This window comes from Streptomyces sp. NPDC002476, assembly GCF_042889785.1.
In the GTDB taxonomy this organism is placed as follows: Bacteria; Actinomycetota; Actinomycetes; order Streptomycetales; family Streptomycetaceae; genus Streptomyces.
On the sequence record NZ_JBIARH010000058.1, the window covers coordinates 1 to 18,767 of the forward strand.

Consider the following 18,767-nt stretch of genomic DNA (forward strand, 5'->3'; position numbering starts at 1 on the left):
GTACCGCTTCGTGTATTTGCTTCCCACCTGGTGCTACTTCCTCTGGAACCTCAGGTCCCAGTCTCCAGGTGTCCACGATCAAGGGGAAGCTTCATCGGGGTGTTGCACCCATTGGTCGCACAGCGGGTGCAGGCCGTCGAAGACGGCAGCGAGGGTGCCGAGCAGGGCGAGGGACTCGATGGTGTTGAGGCGATTGGTCATGCGGGGTGTCCTCATCTCACGTTCGGGGTGCAGGGGTGTGCGGGGCGACCGGCCTCTTGCGGATGCTGCGGTCGCCCCGTGGTGCACTTTCGCTCCCGGCCGGCTCCTGGCCGGGGGCAGCGGTGTTCAGAGGGCGGCTCGTCCCAGGCCGGCACGGGCAGGAGCCGCAGGCGGAGTTCGCGCCGTTCGGTCCACCAGCCGCCCTCGCCCTGGCAGCGCGGGCAGTTGGGCCGGGGGCGGGCGGTGATCTCGATGCGGTGCCGGTCGGCGTACAGCCGCCAGTCCGGTCAGGCGGTGCGTTGGAGAGGGAGGGCTGCGGCCCGGCACTGCTCGGCGTGTTCCTGCGCCCAGCGCTTGAGAATGGTTCCGGGCTCGTAGTCGCCGGTCAGGAAGCGCGCGCGTGCCTCGGGGGTGTCGGTGGTCCGGTCGGTCTTGGTCTGGGTGTAGCCGCACCCGGTGCACAGCAGGACGAGATTGAGCTCGGTCTGCGGGTAGCCGCGGCCGAGGTCCTTGACATGCAGGGTCAGGTCGACGTCCGCGAGGACGAGGTTCTTGTAGCGGAAGACGACGGTGCCGTCCTGAGCGGCACCCGGGGAGGCCGCGAGTTTGGCCTTCAGTTGCTCGATCTCGTCCCGGAGCTCGCGGACCTTTTCGCCGGCCATGCGCTCGACCTTGTAGATCCGCTGCCCGGCCTGCTCGACCAGGCGGTCGTTGAGGCGTGCGGACTGGTCGGCCGCGGCGAGGCGTTCCTCGTAGGAGCGGGTGGTCTCGGCCAGTTGCTGGTCGTGCTGTTCGCGGGCCCGCTCCAGGTCACGGACCAGGCTCTCGCGGCGGCGTTGCTCTGTCTCCAGGTTCTTTTCCAGGCTGTCGCACTTGGTCCGGACGAGGGGGAGGGCGGAGGCGTGGGCGTCGAGGTCGGCGAGGCGGGACGTGCTGATGATCCGGAACATGTGGGGTCCTTTCAGGCGGGACGAAGGTGTGTGGTTGGGGGAGCGGTGTAGGTGGTGGGTCATCGACGGCCCTGTTTCCAGCAGTCGGGGCAGATGTCGCGGCCGGGACGCGGGCGGTGCCAACCGCGCGTCGAGAGCAGCCGCCGCAGCTCTGTGTGGTGAGCGACTCGGACGGGCCAGCTGTGCTCGGTGTCGCACTGGCCGTCGGACGCGGCAGGGTCGTTGGCGTCGCAGCGGATCACCAGGTACGCGTCGGCTGTCACCGTCGGCCTTCTTCCCGGCGCCCGGCGTGGCGCCGCCAGCCGTTCCTCGGCCTCGTCCTGCCACTTCTGCGGGTCATGCCCGGCCTCGTCGGCTGGCGGCGCCACGCCGGGCGCGAGGGGGGAGGCGGCTGCCCCGGGGGCAGGGTGACCGTGGTGTTCAGCGTGGTCACGGGTGGGCTTCTCCTTCTGAAGTCTTATGCCTTTGGGATCGTGAAGATCTGTGTAGGTGTCGGGAGGCGGGCGTGGAGCCGGATGACCGTGTCGAGTTCGGCGTATCAGCGCCCCAAGCGGTCGACTTCGCCTGCCTTTTCTCCGTCGGGAGGTGGCGGCCGTGGAGCGCCTGGCGATGGTGGTCGCGCTCGGCGGCGAGGGCGACGGGGGAGAGGCAAAGGGGGCTGGTGGTCCGGCAGACCGGGCAGCCGTAGAGGTAGCGGCGAACCGGGATTCCTTCCGCTGGCCAGGCCCTGCACGCTCCCCCTCAAAAACGGGGCTGGGAGGGCCGTTCAGAGCCTGGATCGGGGGGTGTTGCAGATTTGGTTGTCTGACTTGTCTTCGCAGGTCAGAGGTTGTCCTGGGTGTTGTCTTCTGGTTGTCCGGTGGTTGTCCGCAGGCAACGTCGGGACAACCACCGGACAACCACTGGACAAGGTCGGGACAACCACTTTGGCCGGGTCAGCCGAATGCGGCGAGGGCCTCTTCGACGTCCTCCAGGCGGTAGACGGTGGGCTTGCCTCTCACGTCTGACAGCCGGATGGATTCCAGCTCGATGCCGACGTCGGCGAGTTCCTTGCTCACATTCCGGGCGACGAGTCCGAGACGGATGCGGTCCTCCTTCTCGTCCCACTGCCCCCACCGCTCGGGGTCGTGACTGCGGAGATGGTCGTGGATCTGACCGATGGTCAAGTACTCAGGTTCGCTCTCGCGAACAAATGCCTCACGCAGAGTCCGGAGGATTCCGGGCGCCTCGGCAGGTGTCCGGGTGCCCGTTCCGGCTGCCGCGTTGCAGGTGTCGAGCAGTTGGTTCCAGGCGTCGAGGAGGCCGGCTTCGGTGAGGGTGTGGGTGAGGTCGGGCAGTCCGGCGGCGGCGCGTTCGGCGCCGAGCCGGGCGGCCTGTTCGGCGGCGATTTCACGGACTTGGTAGCGCACCGGGCGGTTGGGCATGCCGGGCAGTCCGACGCCGTAGATCTGGCCGGCGTCGTTCTTCGCGGTGTGGGTTGCCGGGCGCAGGAGGTCGGCTCGGTAGCCCTCGGTGACGGATCCGCCGCCGAGGAGTTCGGTGACGTCGACCCTGCGGCAGGAGCCGAGGAGTTTGGCGGCGAGTTTGGGGCCGATGGCTTCTCCGAGGTAGTCCTTCGTGCCGTACTGGCTGCCGCCGTAGACCCAGATCGCTTCCTTGCGGCCCAGGAGGAGCAGCTTGATCAGGAGGGCTTTGGCGGTGGGGGAGAGCTGGGGCCATTCGTCGACGAACACGCAGATGGCGGGGTGTTCGGGGCTGACTTTCCATTTGTTGCCCCAGCCGTTGGCGGCGCGCTGCCGGGCGCGGGCGGAGCACCAGGTCAGGAGGAATTCGAGGACGGCGATGATGAGGTCGTCGTCCATGCACGCGTTCAGGGTGATGGCGGGTCCGAGGTCGCCGACGCCGGTGCCGACGGGGTCGAGGTTGAGGACGACGGCGTCGCGGGTGGAGGTGACGGCCTCGGCGAGGGCGAGCATGACGCCGGACTTGCCGCCGCCGGAGTCGGCGACCATGAGCAGCATCAGCCCTGCCAGGCAGAACGTCAGCGGGTCGGCGTCCATGGCGACGCCGAAGTCGAAGGTGTCGACGATCGAGGCGGACAGCGGTGCGCGGTAGGGGGCCGGGCCGACGAGCTCGGGTGTGAACGGGTCGGTGAGGACCATCCGGACGGTGCAGGTGTCGCCGTGATCCGGGTCCGCCTCGACCAGGAGGCCGTTGCGGCGCAGTTTCAGCAGGGTGATCAGGTTGCGGTAGGTCTGGGTCTCGTTGAGGTCGTCGGGGCTGCCGGTCTTGAAGGAGACGCGGGCCGACCATCCCCAGGGCTCCTGCTTCCCGTCGGTGACCGTCTCGACGTCTCCGCCTTCGTGGAGGATTGCCCGGCGCAGTGCTTCTTCGGCCTGGCCCACGGTCGTGACGTCGCGGACCGGGAACGGCTTCAAATCGGCCGCGGCCGCGCTGTCCTGTCCGGCCGGCGGCGTCTGGTCCATTCCGGTCGTACCAGAGCCGGAGCCGGTGTCGAGTTCGTAGGCGAGCGGGGGGACTTCGGGGAGCTCGCGGCGCCAGCCGAAGCGGCCCTTGGCCCACGCGATGGTGGTGGCGCCGGTCGCGGTGAGGGCGGGGAGCATGCCGCCGATGCGGAGCTCGGCCCAGCCGATGGCCAGGCCGAGGGCCGCAGTGGCCGCCCAGCGGCGCCGGGCGGTCCGGCCGCGGTGCCGCTTCAACTCGCTCTCCCCAGGCTCCTGGTGGCCGGTGTAGGGGCGCTGCTGGGCCTCACGGGCCTGCTTCCGCCACCCCGCCGCTTCCTTCCGCAGTCGGGCGGCTTCCTTCCGCAGACCGTCGGCCCGTTTGGCGGTGCCCTCGGGGTCTGCGGGCGCGGTGGTAAGCATTTGCTCGGCCTGCCGGTCGAGCCCGGTCGCCCGCTTGTCCAGGGCTGCGGCCTTCTCCTCCAGGCGCTGCACCTCGCTGTCCTTGCGGGACACCCAGGTGCTGTAGCGGTGGTTGAGGAAGGCGGCGCGCAGGTGCGCGGGCGTTTCCGCGGAGGCGTTGAGCCAAGCGGCGCGCTCGGCGGCAAGGACTCCCGCGCCGGTGCGGATGGCGGCGGCTTCGCGGCGGGCCAGGGTGAGCAGGCCGGTGGCCAGGCGAGAGCCGGTCCCCGGCCGGGTGCCGCCCTGGGAATCACTCTTGCCAGGCCCGTTGCCGGGCCGGTCGGTGGTGTGGCCGTCCCGAGTGGGTCCGGGCTGGTCACCGGTGAGGAACTCGCCCTCTTCTTCGAGGTCGATGATGATGCGGTCGGGCAGGTGCGTGGACAAGGGTGCGCCTCCGTGCGCTGGGCGGGGTTCGGGCGGTGACGGCCGCCCGCGCGCCACGACCACCCACGGATCGTGGTGTGGCGTGGGGCGTGAGCGACCGATGGCGTCCGAGCAAAAAAGGGGGGAATGAGGCCCTGGTCAGGCGATGGAGCCGACCAGGGACGAACCCCATCCGTTGACGGTCGGGATGACGAGCGCGGCAAACCAGCCGCCCAAGGTGGCGCTCAGGCCGAGGAGAATTCCGGAGACGATGCCCTGGCGCATGCCCGGCTTGGCTTCGGCGGGGATGGCCTTCCAGGCGCCGAGAATGGCCACGGTGATCAGCAGCAGGACCAAGTTGCCCATGCCGGTCAGCGCGACAGCGTTACTGCGGGCGGCGAGGGTGGTCTCGCCCCCAGTTGCCCCCCACATCGCGAACGATCCGACGCCGTTGCCGAGCCAGGTGATGGCACCGGTCGCGAAACCGATCAGACCGCTGGTGGTGGCGGTGGCCAGGCCGCCGTAGCTGAGGCCTGCGGCGAGCGGGATCAGCTCCTTCGCCCCCTTGAGGGCGCCGGCGGGGTGCTTGATGTGGGCGATGGCGAATCTAGCGACATGCCAGGTCGGGATCGCCATGCCGACGAACAGACCACCAATGGTCAAAGAAGCGGCGGGCACATTCATGAAGTGGCTCTCCGATCAGGGAATTGAAAGGCGGTTACTGGAAGGGCACGCGGGCGACGATCTGGTCGCCGAGGTGGTTGACAGCCGGGATGAGCGTGCGGGCGGCCAGGCCGGACACCGCACCGATCAGCCCGGCCGCCGAACCGACCAGGGCACCGGCCGCGATCCGGGCACGCAGATAGTTGTCGCAGCAGCGCCAGGCGAGTACGAGGACGGCCAGGAGCACGGCCGTGGCGACGGCGCCGCCGGGGCTCATCCCGGACGGCGCGGTCTGCGGCAGCAGCCAGCTGCTGCCCTCGCCCGAGACCGCGTCGCCGAGCGGGTTGGTGAAGCTGGAGACGGTGCGGCGGGCGGCCCAGCCGAGCAGGCCCCCGGAGCACAGGGCGCTGAGCAGGCCGATCAGCAGACCGCCCGCGATGGCAGCCGCCGACGGCATCTCATGCCCGGCCCGCCACCACCGCACCAGCGTGAACACCAAGACCGCGGCCGCCAGGGCGAGGCCGCCGAGGGACAACTGGGCCGGCGTCACGCTCACGGCAGCACCACCGCGGTGACGGACAGCACGAGGCCGCTCAGGTACCCGAGCAGATTCCCGCCACCGCACAGGTCGACGACCCCCAACCCGGCGACAAGCAGCACAGCCACCGCCTCGGCCCGGAGAACTGCACGCACGGCCCGCTGCTCCTCCCTGCGGAGGAGAGCGAGGGTCAGAACGCCCAGGACGACATTCCCGGCCAGGAGAAGGATCCGCACACCGGTCATGACCACACCCCGGTCAGGAGGTAGCCGTACAGGTACAGGCCAGCCGGCGTGGCCACGCTGGACGCAAGGAGATTGCAGGTCAGGACCCGCACCAGCCAGGACCGGACGCGGCTGTGCGTACGCAGCTCCATGAGCCCGGCGACGGCCAGCGCGGCCATCAGCACGCCCGGCTCGTCCCCGCAGATGTGGAACACCTTGCCGGACACCGGAAGCAAAATCAGGCCCGCGACGAGGGCGGCGCCGTTCCGAAGCGGGCTGAGCCGGGAGACGCTGAACCCTGACGGCCGGTCCTGCTGTGCGGGCTGGGCGGGGTAGTAGTGGTGGTGGTGCACGGGCGCGGGCGCCGGGGGCGCCATCATCCCGCCCCCGCCCCGGGGAGCCGGAGGCCCGGCGGGAGGTCCAGCGGGGGGACCGGCCGGAGACCCGGCGGGGGGCCCGGCGGGGGGCCCGGCGGGGGGCCCGGCGGGGGGCGGGGTGCTGCGCCGGGGCGGCGGGAGGAACGGGTCCGGCACCGCCCGCGGGGCCGACGGAGGCGCGGTCGGCGGAGGCGGCGGCGGGGTTTTGCCGCCGTCGGTGCGCTCGGAGGAGAGCTCAACGTTCGTCGGCTCGATCGGCTCACCGTGGTGGGCCGAGGACGTGGTGTCGGTCATCGCGGAACCTCCGCCCCGGCGCCGGTGCCGTACTGGTTGCGGTGGAGCCAGTCCCGCGCCCGGGTCTCGGCCGCGTCCACGGCGGCCGGGTCAGCGGCAGCGGGCGTGGGGGTAGCGGCGGGCCGGAACCCAGCGGGAAGCCGGGTCGGCAGCGTGGTGGTGGGTTGCGGGGCGGGGAGGAGCGGGCCGGGCAGGCGGGTCACGGTGACCGGGCCGGGCGTGGCGAGGCGTCGCAGATGGCGCAGGCGGCGGGGGCGGCGGACGTGCAGACAGGCGAGCATGGGCTCAACTCCTGGAGTAGGGGGAGGGTCGCACCAGCACCTGGTGCGACCCTCCGAGGGATGGAATGGAGCGAGGGGTTCAGCGGGTGCGCCACCAGCCGCCGCGGTTCTGCCGGGCACGCTGGGTGTCCTCCCACGCCTGGCCCTGCTGGTCCGCCGCCGCGGCGTTGCGGTGGTGGCCCTCGCGGCGCTTGCGGGCCGTCTGCGCACTCGCGGACTCACGGCCGCTGTACTCCTGTGCGAGCTTCTGGTCGTTGCCGATCAAGCCGAAAAAGGCCATGGTGATGCCACTCCTGACGGTTGGTTGGGGGTGGTGAGCCGCTCCTGGCCGGGCCCTGAGAAAGCGGGCCGGGAGCGGCTCAATGTGCTAGGGGTGCCCCTTGTCGGGCTGGGGCAGGTGGGGTTGGCGGGGCTCCTCCAGGGCGTGCTCGCCGGGTCTGCTCGCCGGGTCTGCGAAGCGTTGCTCCGCTCGCCGGTCGCTCGCCGGGTCTGCGCGCCGGGTCTGCTGCCGCTCTCGTCGACTGCGTTGCTTCCGGCAGTCGCAGCAATGGCCAGCCCGGGGTGCCGGGCTGGCCATCACTGGTGGTGCCGGAGGGCAGGGAGAGTCAGGGCCGCGGGCCGGCCTCCTCTTCCTCTTCCTCTTCGTCCTTCGCGTGCGGGTCGGATCCCGGCTCTGTGGCCGGTTCGTCGGCCTCCTCGCCCGACACCACCTCGGCCCAGACGCGACGGATGCGCTCCTCGCTGCCGACGAACCCCGCGTCACGGAAGGCGGCCACGGCCTGGCGGTAGGAGGCGGGCGGGTCCTCCCGGTAGCGGAAGTGACGCAAGACTGCTGCGAGCTGCGCGTCGGTCAGGCGCTCGCCCGGGACGGGGGTCGGGACACCCGCGACGGCCGCGATCTCGTCCAGCGTCACGGTCCGGTGATCCGTGACGGGTTCGGCCTCGTCGGCGGTGTCCGTCTCGGATTCCGTCACACGGGCCGTGCCGGTGGCCGTGACGGTGTCACGGGCCGGGCCCGTGACGGTGTCGGCTGGCCCCGTGACGGTGTCGGCGGACCGTGACGGTTCACTGCCCGTCACCGCGCTGACCTGCGTGACTCGCTGCCCCGGCACCGTGACGGTGCCGTCCCGGTCGGCCTGATCCGTCACGGTTGGCATGACGGACAGGGCGGCAGGTGCCCCCGGTTCGAGGGCAGGCGTGACTGACGCGGCAAGGGCTGGTGTGACGGCCGGGGCGAACATGGCGGCAAGCGCGTTGTCCGCGCCCTGCGTCATCCGGTCGCGCTGCACCGTCACCAGGCCGGCCCCGAGGCCGTCGTCGCCGACACCGACCTTGCGGGCCAGCCTCCACGACTTGAGCTCCGCCCACTTCCTGGCCATCCCCAACGGGTGGTTCGCGGCCAGCGCCCGCGACACGGCCAGGCGCTGCATCGTCCTGGCGTTGCGGCGCTGCGCCTCCATGTCGACGCGGGTGCGGTAGATCACGATCCGGCGGGCCAGGAGACCGATGCCCTCCGCGGACACGCACATCGCCATCGGGGTGACCGAGTAGACGACGGCCTCCGTCGTGGTCTTGGCGACGACCGCACCGGTGGCGGAGGCAACCGCGGGCAGCGCCCACAGGCCGAGTCTCACCACGGCGGGCGAGGACTGGCCCAGCAGGGTCAGACCCACCAGGACGAGCGCCAGGACGAGGGTGGCTCCCTCACCGGCCGCGACGACCCCGAGCGCCGTCGCGGACTCGGAGAAGTGCGTCTTCATGTTGGTGTAGGTACCCGCGGCCCCGATGCCGCCGACAACAAGCATCGGAACCGCCGCAAGCCCCAGGATCACCCCCTGGCCGGTGCTCAGGTCCCGTTCTTCCTGTACGGGTTCCTTCTGTACGTGCTCCATTACTTACTGCTCCTTCTGCTTCTGCTGGTCTCGGACCGCCTGGAGGTGGTCGATGCTGTAACCGCCCTCGACCAGCGCGGCAGCCAGGAAGTCGGCGGCCTCCGCCTCCTCGACACGGAGCTGGTACCGGCCGAACACGACGGCGGCCAGCTGCGCGCAGGTGACCTTCTCGGCCTCGGCGCTTGCCTGCCTGACCAGGTGTTCGGCGATCTCCATCAGACGGGCATGGCGGCGGCGGGCGCGGTACTTCGCGACGATCACGGGATTCCTTTCGGCCGGGCCGGACTTGTGCCCGGACCGGCATGGTGTAAAGGGCTGGCCGCCCGTCGTGCGGGCGGCCAGCCCCTCAACAGGGCGTGGGCGGATCAGCTGGCGGCAGGCGCGCCGGTCAGGCGGGTCACCTTGGCGAGATGGGCGTCCTGCTGCTCCAAGTCGTAGATGCGGTCCGCCAGGTCACGCCGCTCTCGGCGCGACAGGGCCGAGCCGATTGGCGTCTTTCCCTCTCGGGGCGTGGTGCGGGGGTGGGTTTCGTTGACGGCGTGGCCGGCGTCCCAGGCGTGGGCGGCCGCCGTGGCGGCGGCCGCGAGCAAGACAAGGGCGGCTGGGTGGGCCAGGCCGTGTGCGGTGATGGCCCGGGCCGCGCGGTGCTGCGCGGCCCGGGCCATCCGTATGTGCTGCGGGGGCACTAGCAGTAGGCGCAGCTCACGTCGCCGTCGGCGTTGAGGCAGCCGCATTTCTGGCACGCCCAGACAGCGATGACGTCCATGAGACGGTGCAGGGTGGTACGCACGGGGTTACGCATGAGTTCCTCCGGAATCTGCTGAATCGGGAACAGTCAGTTGCGGTGCTGCTGGCGTGCGATGTAGGCGTCCTGGAGTCGGGCGAGCCGCTCGTGGACTGGCTGACCGGCCGCGCACGGCTGGTTCGCCTGGCAGGCCGGGCAGCCGGTGGTGTGCTCGATGGAGTCGCTGAACGCCTTCATGTAGCGGACGAACAGGTCGTCCGTGCGCGCGGTCATCGGCGGTTCTGTTCCGATCGCTTGTTCTGCTCCGCGTTCTTCCGCGAGAGTTCCTTGCGTTCCTCGTCCGTCAGGCGGGAGGTCATGCGGACACCGCCGCCCTGACGGACGCCATGCGGACCGGGGTGGACGCGGCGCTGGGCGGGCAGTTGGTGCCGTCGGCCATGGCGGGCCGGTGCAGGATGAGCACGGGCTGGCGCTCGTAGCCGGGGGCCATCTCGGCCAGGGTGCGGCGGACGTTACGGCCGGTCGCCCGGGCCCGGTCGTCTCCGTCGGCGACGAGGTGGTGGATCAGCCGGTGGAAGGTGTCGGTCTCGTCGCGTTCGTAGCCGCGCTGGTTGTCGTCCTCGGTCATGTCGCCGATGAGTCCGGCGCGCGGGCGGATCGAGCTGCCGGTGTGGCCCCCGCGGCAGCGGCAGGTCTCGAAGGTGCCCTTGCAGATCGGGCAGATGCCCGTGGTGCCGGCCAGGATGGTCAGGTTGTCGACGCCCGTGGCATGCGGGGGAGTTGCCATAATGCTCATGCGGATCAGCTCTCCTGAGCTTGCGGGATCCGTGCTGGCCCCCGACACATATGGCGTGTGGAGCGCCGTGTCGGGGGCCCGTCCCTTTCCGAGACGTCGCACGTCGGGGCCCTGTACCCCACGCCGTTCCCAGCCCGTGACTCGACGGGCTGGGGAGCGACGTGCAGAACAGGGCCGAGCTCAGGCGGCAACCGGCAACTCGTCGTCTTCTTGGGCGAACGCGAACTCGTCAGTGATGTCGGTGCCGTTCGCGTCCACGACCGCGATGTCCCATGCCTCGCCCCGATCAGCAGCGCGCATGGCCATCGCCCCGATCCGCTCCGCGAGGGTGCGCCGCAGGCCCTGCTTGGTGACGGGGCCAGCGGTCGTGGTGTAGGTGAGAGTGACCCGCTCCCGGCGGGCCTCCTCGGCGAGCTCCTGGAGGTACCGGTCGGCCGATACGGCAGCGGCCAGGCGGTAGGCCTGTCGAATCTCCCGGTCGATGGCCAAGTCCTGGCCGCCGCGGCCGCCGCGGACCAGGTCGTCGCCGGACCGGTCGCCCTCTCCGTACCGCAGCGCGAGCTCCTCACACGCCGGACGGACCGGGCAGCCGGCGCAAAACCGCCGGGCACCCGCCTGCTGCGCCGCCCAAACCGAGGGCGGCGAGCTACGGTTGCGGTCGAACAGGTCGCGGTACCGCTGGTCGCCGCAGCGGGCGCCGGCGCCGACAGCGGCCTCGAGCACGGTGCGGCGAGCGAGGCGGGCAGCAGCGGGGCCAATCCTGAGCGTCATGGTGTCCTTCCAGTGGGCGGGCTGGTGTGCGGGCAGCGTGATGAGCCCCAGGCCGGGGTGGCCTGGGGCTCATCACGCTGTGGAGCTGGTGTCAGATCTTCAGAAGGGGAGGCTGGGGCCGCCGTGCATCGGAGCGGGCCAGGAAGCGGCGCGGCGGATGAGCTCCTGCTCGTCGACGAGCGTCTTCTTCGGCCGGGCCCCGGGGCGCGGGAGGTTGTGGCGCTCCCGGGCTGCCCGGTCCATCTTCGGGAGGGCCTTACGCAGCGACTGCTGGCGCGCTCGGGCCTGGCCCTGCTGCGTGGCACGCTGCTGCTCGGCGGCGCGGCGGTCGCGGAGTGCCTGCTGCTCGCGGGAGATCACGGCGGTGGCCTCGACCTCGCGGAGCCGGAGCTCGAGCTCGCGGGCCGTGCCGCACCGGCCGCCGGCCCCGCACGTGGCGCACGTGGCGCGGTGTGCGACGACCGCACGGCGGGCCCGGTCCAGCAGCGGGAACAGCCGGGCCCCGACGGGGGCGGCCTGCTGCTCGCGGGCAGCGGCGAGCTTGTGCACGGGGGCCGGAACGGTCGTGCCCTTGGGCTTGGGGAGCACCTTGGTCGCGCGGCGGGACGCGGTGGTCGGGGCCGCCTCGACGAGCACTGTGCGCCAGGCATTGAAGTCGACGTCGATGCTGACGCGGCGGTTGGTGCCCTGGCAGCGGGGCGCTTCGGTGCTGCAGTAGCGCTTCGTGGGGTGCGGCACGAGTTTCGGCGTGCCGAGCATCCCGGTGATCGGCGTCCACCGCTCGCAGGACGGGCAGACGAGGCTTTCCTTGCCCGGCGTCAGGTCAATGTGGTTGGCGTTGAGTTCGGAGGCGATGATCGGCGGGAGGGTGCTGACGTTCCGTGTGCGGGTCTTACGACGGCGCTTACGTGCTTCTGGCTTCGCGACCGTGGTGGTCATGGGCGCTCCTCGGATCAGAGGGGGAGGGCTGCGTCGCGGGTGGGCTCTCCGCCCGCCAGGCGCACGACATAGGCCGGCGGTTCCTGGAGGACAGACAACGCATCTGCGCTGTGAAGTGCATGGGAGCGCTCGGTCAGGGGACCGATCCGGGGGATTTGGTCGTGCTATCAACCCCGACCCTCCCCCTCTTCGGGGCAAGGGCTCTGTGGTGGTGCAGGCGGCGCTGGCATGCCCAGCCCGCAGGCATGACACACCATCAACGTCTCGACAGTGACGAGCCGTTGCCACTTCCTATCGGAAGCCGGGACCGACAGTAGGCCTCTCACGACACCTCGTCAACTACTTCCGATAGGAAGTCTCTTGAGGGGTCGTTTCGGGCTCGCCGAACGGTCCACCCATTACTTCCTATCGGAAGCTACGCTAGGGTTCCCCCATGACCTCGAGCTCAGTTACGGCCAAGTCGATCGCAGAGGAGTTCCGGAGTCGGATCGCCTCTGGTGATCTACTGCCGGGCGCCAAGCTTCCCAGCACGAAGAACATCGCGGCCGAGTTCGGCGCCAGCGAGCTGGTCGTCTACAGGGCGATCACCCAGCTCAAAGAGTCTGGGCATGTTGTCGCAAGGCAGGGACTGGGAACATTCGTTCGAGTCTATGACCCACTGCTCTGGAACCCAGGAGAGTATGAGCGCGGGGAACGCTCCGACGACCCTGTCACCAACACGGACGACTGGAAGGCGCAGGTCCGCGCACAGGGTAGGGAGCCCGAACAGAGCGTTCCACGAGTGTCGGTCGAGCCTGCGCCTCAGAACATCGCAGAGTGGCTGAATCTGGAAGTTGGCACGCCTGTAATCGTTCGTCGACGACTTCGTCTCGTCGACGGTGAGCGCTGCCAGCTCGCGGACTCCTGGTTCCCAGTGGGGATCGCAGAAGGCACGCCGCTCATGGAAGAACGAGATGTAACCATGCAGGGCGGCGTCCTCGCCGCTACGGGTAACCCCCAGCATCGAATCCGGGACGAACTAGACATTCGGATGCCCACGGGCATTGAGATCGAACGGCTGGACTTGGGGCACTTGCCCGGGACACCCGTGTGCCAGCACGCACGCATCGGATATGGGGCCGACGGCTCGCCGATTCGCGTGATGGTCACTATTGCCCCCGGGGACCGCAATCGAATCATCTACGAGTTGGGGATCGACAAGTGAAGCTGCGTCGAGCAACGCCCGCTGACGCAACCGCCCTCATGGCCCTCCGCATCGAGGCCGAGCAGTGGCTCGTACAGGCCGGGATCGATCAATGGCGCAACCCACGAACGCGCGGTCCTGCGCTAGCGAAGTGGATGCTCGACGTCGACGGCGGACGTACATGGATTGTCGAAGACAGCCATGCCGTGCTCGCTACGGTCACGCTTGCCTCGCCTGACATGGACTTCTGGCGAGAAAACGACCACCCCCAAAACGCGCTGTACATCGCAAAGCTCATCACTGCTAGATCTGCGAAGAATTCGCACCTCGGCGGCCGGCTGCTGGACTGGGCTGCCGGGCAGGCGCAGCAGCAGGGTAAGAGCTGGATACGTCTGGATTGCTGGCGCAGTAACACTAGGCTTCAGCAGTACTACCTTCGCGAGGGATTTCGGCACGTACGAACCGAGCGACCTGAACACCGGCTTTCAGGCTGGCTCGGCGAGCGGCCTGCTTCGGTCGTGCGCTATCCAGCTTCCCTCCTGGATGCTGCTTCGACTGCACGCGAACCGACGCGATGACACCTCGATGAATCGAAATGAGAGCATGCCGACGCCGAACTCCGAAAGAGGGTCGGGATGACCTAGTGGCCATCGGCCGCGCGCGCCGAAGGTGGAGTGGCATCCACTGGCCTCGCGCGGCCCGTCTAGCCGACCAGACTCACCGTCCAAGTCGGCCACCCAAGTCCCGGTTGGCGCCGGTTCTGGGCTCCAGCTCATCGAGCTGAATATCTCCACTGCAACACCCCGCTTTGGCAAGCGGGTCCAGCGACACCCCGGTCCGCCTGGCAGCGGACCACCCGGCTCTCCAGGTGCCCCTTTGGCAGGGGGCCTCTGAAGTGCCACAGCGTCACCCCTGGGTCCGGCGGCTTTGGCAGGCCATCGAACTCGAGGCTCCGGTGTTGGCGCCCATCACGCAGAGCGCTCGGCCGTGGTCGGGTCCCTTGGCAGGGTCCGGGTCGCGGTCGAGGCGATCCATATGAAGGTAGGTGCCCAGCCATAGTGCACGAGATTGGTGTCCCCTGTCAGCTCGACCATGTCCGATTCAGCCCGGTTCGAGCCCTCGATGTTTCCCGCGTGACGGGATTCGCACACCCTGTTTGCCCTGTTCGCGGCATTAATTACGAAGATTCTTCCGGCCGGACTGTCACACCGGCACCCGCGCCGACACCTGTAGCAGATGTGACTACCACTTCTGCTCCCGCCGCCCCGGCGGCCCCGCTCATGCACCCTCTGGCAGAGGGCATCGACAACTCCGTCGACGACGGCCCACAGCGTCGGCTGCAGTTGTCCCCGGCGCGGGTCAGCACGCCGGGCGACGACGCTCGCAGGGACGGTGTCCCGTGTGGCGGGACCCGTTTGAAGGTTCCTGCCCACCGGGCGGGAGGCTGCGGCGACGGGGCTTGCGGGGCTAACCCCCGCGCGGGCCACGGTGCCGCTATGCCTCTCTACTTCTCTTCTCTCCTTCCGTCGGCTGCCCGGTGGTGTGCGCTTCTGACGTCAGTCGGCAGCCGTGAGTTCCGGCGCGTCAGCCTTCTTCTCGACGAACGTCCACTGCCCGTTCGCGGCCGAGTGCGGGGTTCCGGGTGGGACGGTCAGCCAGAGGGAGCCGTCGTCGGCGATGAGAAGCAGGCCCTGTGCGTGAAGGGAATGCAGGGAGTCGCGGATTTCGTCTGGCGTGGAGCCCATGTCCTGCGCGAGCTCAACACCCAAGGCTGTGTTCACCATGATCTCGTCGAGCTGTCTGGCGGCGCTCAGGGGGACGCTCGGGCCATAGAAGTCTCAGTAGTAGAGCATCGCCCGCATGGTGACGGCCTCGTCCGAGTCCGGGCCGAACGCGTCTGCGACCTTGGTCATCACCTCGTCGTCCGTGCCGTTCGGGCGGTCCCACTCCCTGTAGAAGACGCCGGGCGGCTCCAGGTCGCGCAGGTACCTGAGACGAGAGGTCTTCTGGGGGCGAGCGTCGCTTCGCTTCCGGGCAGCCCTGCGAGCGGCCTTCTGGGCGCGGCGGGCTGCGGGGTTCGTCTTCTTGGGGGCCATGGTCTGCGCAACGATCCGCCTGGGCATGGCTTTCTCCTCGCTTGCCGGGCGGGAGGTGCCTGGTGAGCCTGGCTGCGGCGGTGGCCGCTGCCGAGGTCGTCATCCCGGGCCCGCGGTGTGCGCGGACGCGTCTTGGTCCTGTTCCGGGTTGGGGGCGGCCGGGTGATGGTGGCTTGGAGGATCCGCTGCGGCTGGGTCGGCGGATGCGGTTGCGGCTGCGCGCCGCGGTCCGCGCGTTGCTGGCGGATCCGTCGATCGCGGGGCAGTCGGATGTTGCGAGGCTCGCGGCCGTGGTGCTGTTCGCGAAGTCGCGGGCGCCGAAGGGCCACAAGGACGACAACGTGACGAAGATCTGGGTGGCGGAGCTGGGCCGTTGGATGGGGGTAGGGGAGTCCACGGTCAACCGCCGGGTACTGGCCCCGCTGCGCGCGTCTGACGGGCTGCACACCGAAGTAGTGACAGACGCACACGGTCATCCGACCGGGCTGAGGTGCCTGGTGATGCCGTTGTGGCGGGCCCGCACGCATGGCGGGGCCGGGCATCCGCTGGCCCTCGACAAGGCGGAGCTGGCGACGCTGCTGCACCTCATCGAGGCCCTGTTCGGGCATGGCTGGGCGCCGGAGGGCAAGGAGCCGACGCCGCCGGGTCTGCTGGCCAGCCGCCTGGGCAAGGGGGCTGCGACCGACCGGCTCGGGCTGCTGCTGATGGTGCTGCACACCCCGGCATCGGGCTGGCTACAGCTGTGCAGCGGCTCGATGAGGAAGGCTGAGAAGAAGCACGGGCGCGGGGCCGTGACGCTGGCCCGGCTGCTGGGCTGCTCGCCGGCGGGGGCCCGGAAGGTCCTGGACCGGCTGGCGGAGAACGGTGTCGTGGCCCGGGAGCGTAAGGCGACGTCGACGCGGATGCACGGCCGGGGCCGGGTCATGCTGCTGCCCGTGGCCCGTGCGTACGGCCGGGTCCTGGAGGTCGTCCAGGGCGCCGAAAACGTGTTTTCGGCGCGCCCTGGTGGTGCAGGCGGAGATCTTGCTCCGGCCGGTGACGCTGGTGCCCTTGGTACGCCTGGGATCTGCGGTGCCGAGGACACCGGAAACGCGGAGATTCAGGAGCGCCCCGATAGTGCAGAGCTCCACGCACACCACGCTTCTGGGGTTACTCCCGTAGTTCCTCCGCAGCTTGATTGTGGTTTTTCCGGCGAAGGCCGTGGGGCTGAAGGCCGTCGGCCGGGACGCGCATGCGCGCGCGAGGACCAGGCCGTCGACGGCGAGACCGCCGTTGCCGGGACTGGGTCGCCGGTGGCTGAGGGCGGCCCGCTTCGCGGGGAACAGCCGCAAGAGTCCCCGGTTGATGAGCGGGTGGAGCAGCGCCCTGTCGGGGCTGTTGCCGGTGGCCGGCCGAAGGCCGTGGGTGGTCGAATGGCGCAGCGGCAGCGGACGGTGGGCCTTCCGGCTGATCTTCATCTGCGGGTGGCGCTGGGGCCGGTGACGTGGCTATGGGAGCGTCTGTCCGGGTGGCAGCAGGACCATGTGGAGGCCGCCGCGAAGGCGGAGCTGACACAGCTGGCGGGCCTGGGTGTGGCGCCGGAGGGCGCGCCGCGGTTGCTGGCTGACCGGCTCACCGACCGCCTGGAGGAGACCGGCGGCGAGGCCCTGGTCGACAAGCCGTTCCCCTGGCTGATCCGCCGGGGTCTGCCCCAGCGGCAGGCTTGCGCGCACCGCAAGTGCGACGACGGAGTCCGGCTGGACACCGGGGAGGACTGCGAGAACTGCCAGAACGTGATCCACATCCGCCGTGCCCGCCGGGCCCGGATCGGCGCGGACATCGACCGGGAGCTGCCCGGCCTGTCCGACGGCGAGCGGCGGAGCGTCCTCGAGGAGCGGCTGCGCGAGGAGGCGGCCATTGAGGCGAAGGACTTCGTGTTGCGGCGCGAGCAGGCCCGCGAGCAGCAGGCCCGCCGCGATGCCGCCCGCGCGGCGGCCCAGGAGCGGGCGGAGGCAGAACGCGCGGCCGTGGCCGCCGCCGACGCGGCCCGGCAGGCCCTGGCCTGCGAGGACTGCGGGCTCCAGCAGGCCGGCGGGCTGTGTGAGGCGTGCGGCTACCGGCGCCGGACCGAGTCGGTGATCGTGGAGGCCGGACTGGTCGCCGCGGCCTGGTCGGCCGACCTGACCGACCCGGCCGCCGTAGCTGCCGTCACCGCCGACGTACGAGCGCACCTGAGCTCCTGCATCAAGGCCGTCACCCAGCAGTTCCTGGGACTGATGCAGCCGGGCGAGCTGGAAGCAGAGCCGATCGCTGCGGCGTCCGCGCTCGCCTTCACCGCCCTCCAGGCCGTGGAGCAGGCACTGCCTGAGTACCGCAGCAGCGCACTCGGACGGCTCGGACGGACCGAGGAAGCCGAAGCGGAGGCCCAGCGCGCATACAAGACCGAGCAGGGGCGCCGCTGGTTCCAGCACAACCCGAACGGTGCGCACGCCGTTGCCGCCGCGACCAGGGAAGCGGAGGCTGCGCGGACCCGTACGGCGGAGTATCTGCTGGCCGTGCGGCTGGAGCAGCTGCGCCAGCAGGCCGCCGCCCGGACTGCGGAGGTTTCGGCCGCGCCGTGGACAGACCGGCTGCCCGAGCTCGCCGAGCGCCCGCTGGACGACGATGCCACTGGGGCGGTGATCGCATGACCACCGAGTCGGAGCTGAGCGGCGTGGACCTAGCGCGCCAGGCCCTGGTCGCGGCCCGGGAGGCGGCGAAGAAGAACGGCGCCACCACCAAGAAGCCGAAGCTACGTACCGGCACCGCCGTGCGGCGGGGCGGACGCGAGCCGCTCGGGCTCGGCGCGGCGATCAGCATGATGATGACCGAGCGCGGCCTGGTCGCCCCGGCCGCCGGCGGCACCCTGCTCAACCGATGGGAAACCGTTCTCGCCTCCGCCGCGCCCGAGCTCGCCAGTCACGTCCAGGCCGTGGGCTTCGACGCGGACACCGGCCGCCTGGACGTCGTCCCCGAATCCCCCGCGTACGGCACCAAGCTCCGCTGGATCGCACCGAAGCTGATCGCGGCCGCCACCACGGCGGTACCCACCGCGAACGTCCGCACCCTGAACATCCTCCGGCCCAGCCCCGGGAAGACCAGCCCCACCGCCACGGGGACCGTCCCTCAGGCCGTGCCGCGCACACCTGCCCCGGCCGCGCGGCCCGAACAAGCCCAGCCCGGGCACCGGCACCCCGGTTACCTTGCCGCCCTGGCCGCCCACCACACCGCCGGAGGCACTCGCGAGACCGGACTCATACCCCGCATCCGCGAAGCCGCCGACCGCCAGACCCAGGCACTTCTCCAGCGCCGCGAGCCCGAGCACGCGTTCACCGAAGTTTCCGCCCAGGAAGAAATCCTCCAGGCCCAGGCCCGGCAACGCCCTGCTCAGCCCGACGGCACTCTGGAAGACAGCATCCGCACCGCCCTCGCTTACAAGCGCCGGGGCGCGCCCGTACCGGCGGCCGCGTCCCAGCTCTCCCAGGCATGAACACCACCATCGCGTGATCATC

General features: G+C 70.4%; 23 protein-coding genes. 4 read left to right on the forward strand and 19 right to left on the reverse strand.

The genetic code is table 11. The annotated features are described in order from the left end of the window. Positions 1-78: 78 nt before the first annotated feature. The 17 genes from ACFYXM_RS34080 to ACFYXM_RS34160 form a co-directional block, all read right to left on the reverse strand. Positions 79-201, reverse strand: a complete 123-nt coding sequence (locus ACFYXM_RS34080) for a hypothetical protein (protein ID WP_389295339.1) — start codon at positions 199-201, stop codon at positions 79-81. Between the two features lie 287 nt (positions 202-488). Beyond that, entirely contained in the window at positions 489-1,151 is a 663-nt protein-coding gene (locus ACFYXM_RS34085) for a hypothetical protein (RefSeq protein ID WP_389295341.1), read from the reverse strand. A gap of 59 nt (positions 1,152-1,210) precedes the next feature. After that, a complete protein-coding gene (locus ACFYXM_RS34090; protein WP_389295343.1) occupies positions 1,211-1,519 on the reverse strand; it encodes a hypothetical protein in 309 nt (102 codons plus the stop codon). Between the two features lie 567 nt (positions 1,520-2,086). Then, a complete protein-coding gene (locus tag ACFYXM_RS34095; protein ID WP_389295344.1) occupies positions 2,087-4,459 on the reverse strand; it encodes a hypothetical protein in 2,373 nt (790 codons plus the stop codon). 138 nt (positions 4,460-4,597) lie between these two features. After that, a complete protein-coding gene (locus ACFYXM_RS34100; protein ID WP_389295345.1) occupies positions 4,598-5,122 on the reverse strand; it encodes a hypothetical protein in 525 nt (174 codons plus the stop codon). A 34-nt stretch (positions 5,123-5,156) separates the two neighbouring features. Continuing rightward, complete coding sequence (locus tag ACFYXM_RS34105) at positions 5,157-5,657, reverse strand: hypothetical protein (protein ID WP_389295348.1); 501 nt, start codon at positions 5,655-5,657, stop codon at positions 5,157-5,159. After that, the gene (locus ACFYXM_RS34110; protein ID WP_389295350.1) at positions 5,654-5,884 is read right to left on the reverse strand and encodes a hypothetical protein; all 231 of its coding nucleotides are present in this window, start codon (positions 5,882-5,884) and stop codon (positions 5,654-5,656) included. Before ACFYXM_RS34110 ends, ACFYXM_RS34105 begins: the two co-directional genes overlap by 4 nt. After that, a complete protein-coding gene (locus ACFYXM_RS34115; protein ID WP_389295353.1) occupies positions 5,881-6,243 on the reverse strand; it encodes a hypothetical protein in 363 nt (120 codons plus the stop codon). Before ACFYXM_RS34115 ends, ACFYXM_RS34110 begins: the two co-directional genes overlap by 4 nt. A gap of 287 nt (positions 6,244-6,530) precedes the next feature. Further along, positions 6,531-6,815 carry a hypothetical protein gene (locus tag ACFYXM_RS34120; protein WP_389295354.1) on the reverse strand — a complete coding sequence of 95 codons (285 nt, stop codon included), beginning with the start codon at positions 6,813-6,815 and terminating at the stop codon, positions 6,531-6,533. Positions 6,816-6,894: 79 nt separating this feature from the next. Next, a complete protein-coding gene (locus ACFYXM_RS34125) occupies positions 6,895-7,095 on the reverse strand; it encodes a hypothetical protein (RefSeq protein WP_389295356.1) in 201 nt (66 codons plus the stop codon). 325 nt (positions 7,096-7,420) lie between these two features. Continuing rightward, positions 7,421-8,707, reverse strand: a complete 1,287-nt coding sequence (locus ACFYXM_RS34130; protein ID WP_389295358.1) for a hypothetical protein — start codon at positions 8,705-8,707, stop codon at positions 7,421-7,423. Between the two features lie 3 nt (positions 8,708-8,710). Then, entirely contained in the window at positions 8,711-8,968 is a 258-nt protein-coding gene (locus ACFYXM_RS34135; protein ID WP_389295359.1) for a hypothetical protein, read from the reverse strand. 104 nt (positions 8,969-9,072) lie between these two features. Then, positions 9,073-9,393, reverse strand: coding sequence for a hypothetical protein (locus ACFYXM_RS34140; RefSeq protein WP_389295361.1), 321 nt, complete (start codon positions 9,391-9,393; stop codon positions 9,073-9,075). A 149-nt stretch (positions 9,394-9,542) separates the two neighbouring features. Beyond that, positions 9,543-9,725: a hypothetical protein gene (locus ACFYXM_RS34145; protein ID WP_389295362.1), complete on the reverse strand. Its 183-nt coding sequence runs from the start codon at positions 9,723-9,725 to the stop codon at positions 9,543-9,545. Positions 9,726-9,807: 82 nt separating this feature from the next. Beyond that, the gene (locus ACFYXM_RS34150) at positions 9,808-10,248 is read right to left on the reverse strand and encodes a hypothetical protein (RefSeq protein ID WP_389295364.1); all 441 of its coding nucleotides are present in this window, start codon (positions 10,246-10,248) and stop codon (positions 9,808-9,810) included. 180 nt (positions 10,249-10,428) lie between these two features. Next, a complete protein-coding gene (locus ACFYXM_RS34155) occupies positions 10,429-11,019 on the reverse strand; it encodes a WhiB family transcriptional regulator (protein WP_389295366.1) in 591 nt (196 codons plus the stop codon). A gap of 99 nt (positions 11,020-11,118) precedes the next feature. Then, entirely contained in the window at positions 11,119-11,958 is an 840-nt protein-coding gene (locus ACFYXM_RS34160; protein WP_389295368.1) for a hypothetical protein, read from the reverse strand. Between the two features lie 433 nt (positions 11,959-12,391). Here ACFYXM_RS34160 and ACFYXM_RS34165 point away from each other — a divergent pair, with 433 nt between their 5' ends. Then, a complete protein-coding gene (locus ACFYXM_RS34165; RefSeq protein ID WP_389295369.1) occupies positions 12,392-13,162 on the forward strand; it encodes a GntR family transcriptional regulator in 771 nt (256 codons plus the stop codon). After that, positions 13,159-13,719, forward strand: a complete 561-nt coding sequence (locus ACFYXM_RS34170) for a GNAT family N-acetyltransferase (RefSeq protein WP_389295371.1) — start codon at positions 13,159-13,161, stop codon at positions 13,717-13,719. Before ACFYXM_RS34165 ends, ACFYXM_RS34170 begins: the two co-directional genes overlap by 4 nt. A gap of 978 nt (positions 13,720-14,697) precedes the next feature. Here the strand turns inward: ACFYXM_RS34170 and ACFYXM_RS34175 are convergent. Beyond that, on the reverse strand, positions 14,698-14,910 hold the full coding sequence (locus ACFYXM_RS34175; protein WP_389295372.1) for a hypothetical protein: 213 nt from the start codon (positions 14,908-14,910) through the stop codon (positions 14,698-14,700). A 69-nt stretch (positions 14,911-14,979) separates the two neighbouring features. Continuing rightward, positions 14,980-15,264, reverse strand: a complete 285-nt coding sequence (locus ACFYXM_RS34180; protein ID WP_389295373.1) for a hypothetical protein — start codon at positions 15,262-15,264, stop codon at positions 14,980-14,982. A 146-nt stretch (positions 15,265-15,410) separates the two neighbouring features. On the opposite strand from ACFYXM_RS34180, the gene ACFYXM_RS34185 reads away from it, so the two are divergent. Further along, entirely contained in the window at positions 15,411-17,906 is a 2,496-nt protein-coding gene (locus ACFYXM_RS34185) for a hypothetical protein (RefSeq protein WP_389295375.1), read from the forward strand. Next, on the forward strand, positions 17,903-18,745 hold the full coding sequence (locus tag ACFYXM_RS34190) for a DciA family protein (RefSeq protein WP_389295376.1): 843 nt from the start codon (positions 17,903-17,905) through the stop codon (positions 18,743-18,745). The genes ACFYXM_RS34185 and ACFYXM_RS34190 overlap by 4 nt, the downstream gene beginning before the upstream one ends. Positions 18,746-18,767 lie beyond the last annotated feature (22 nt).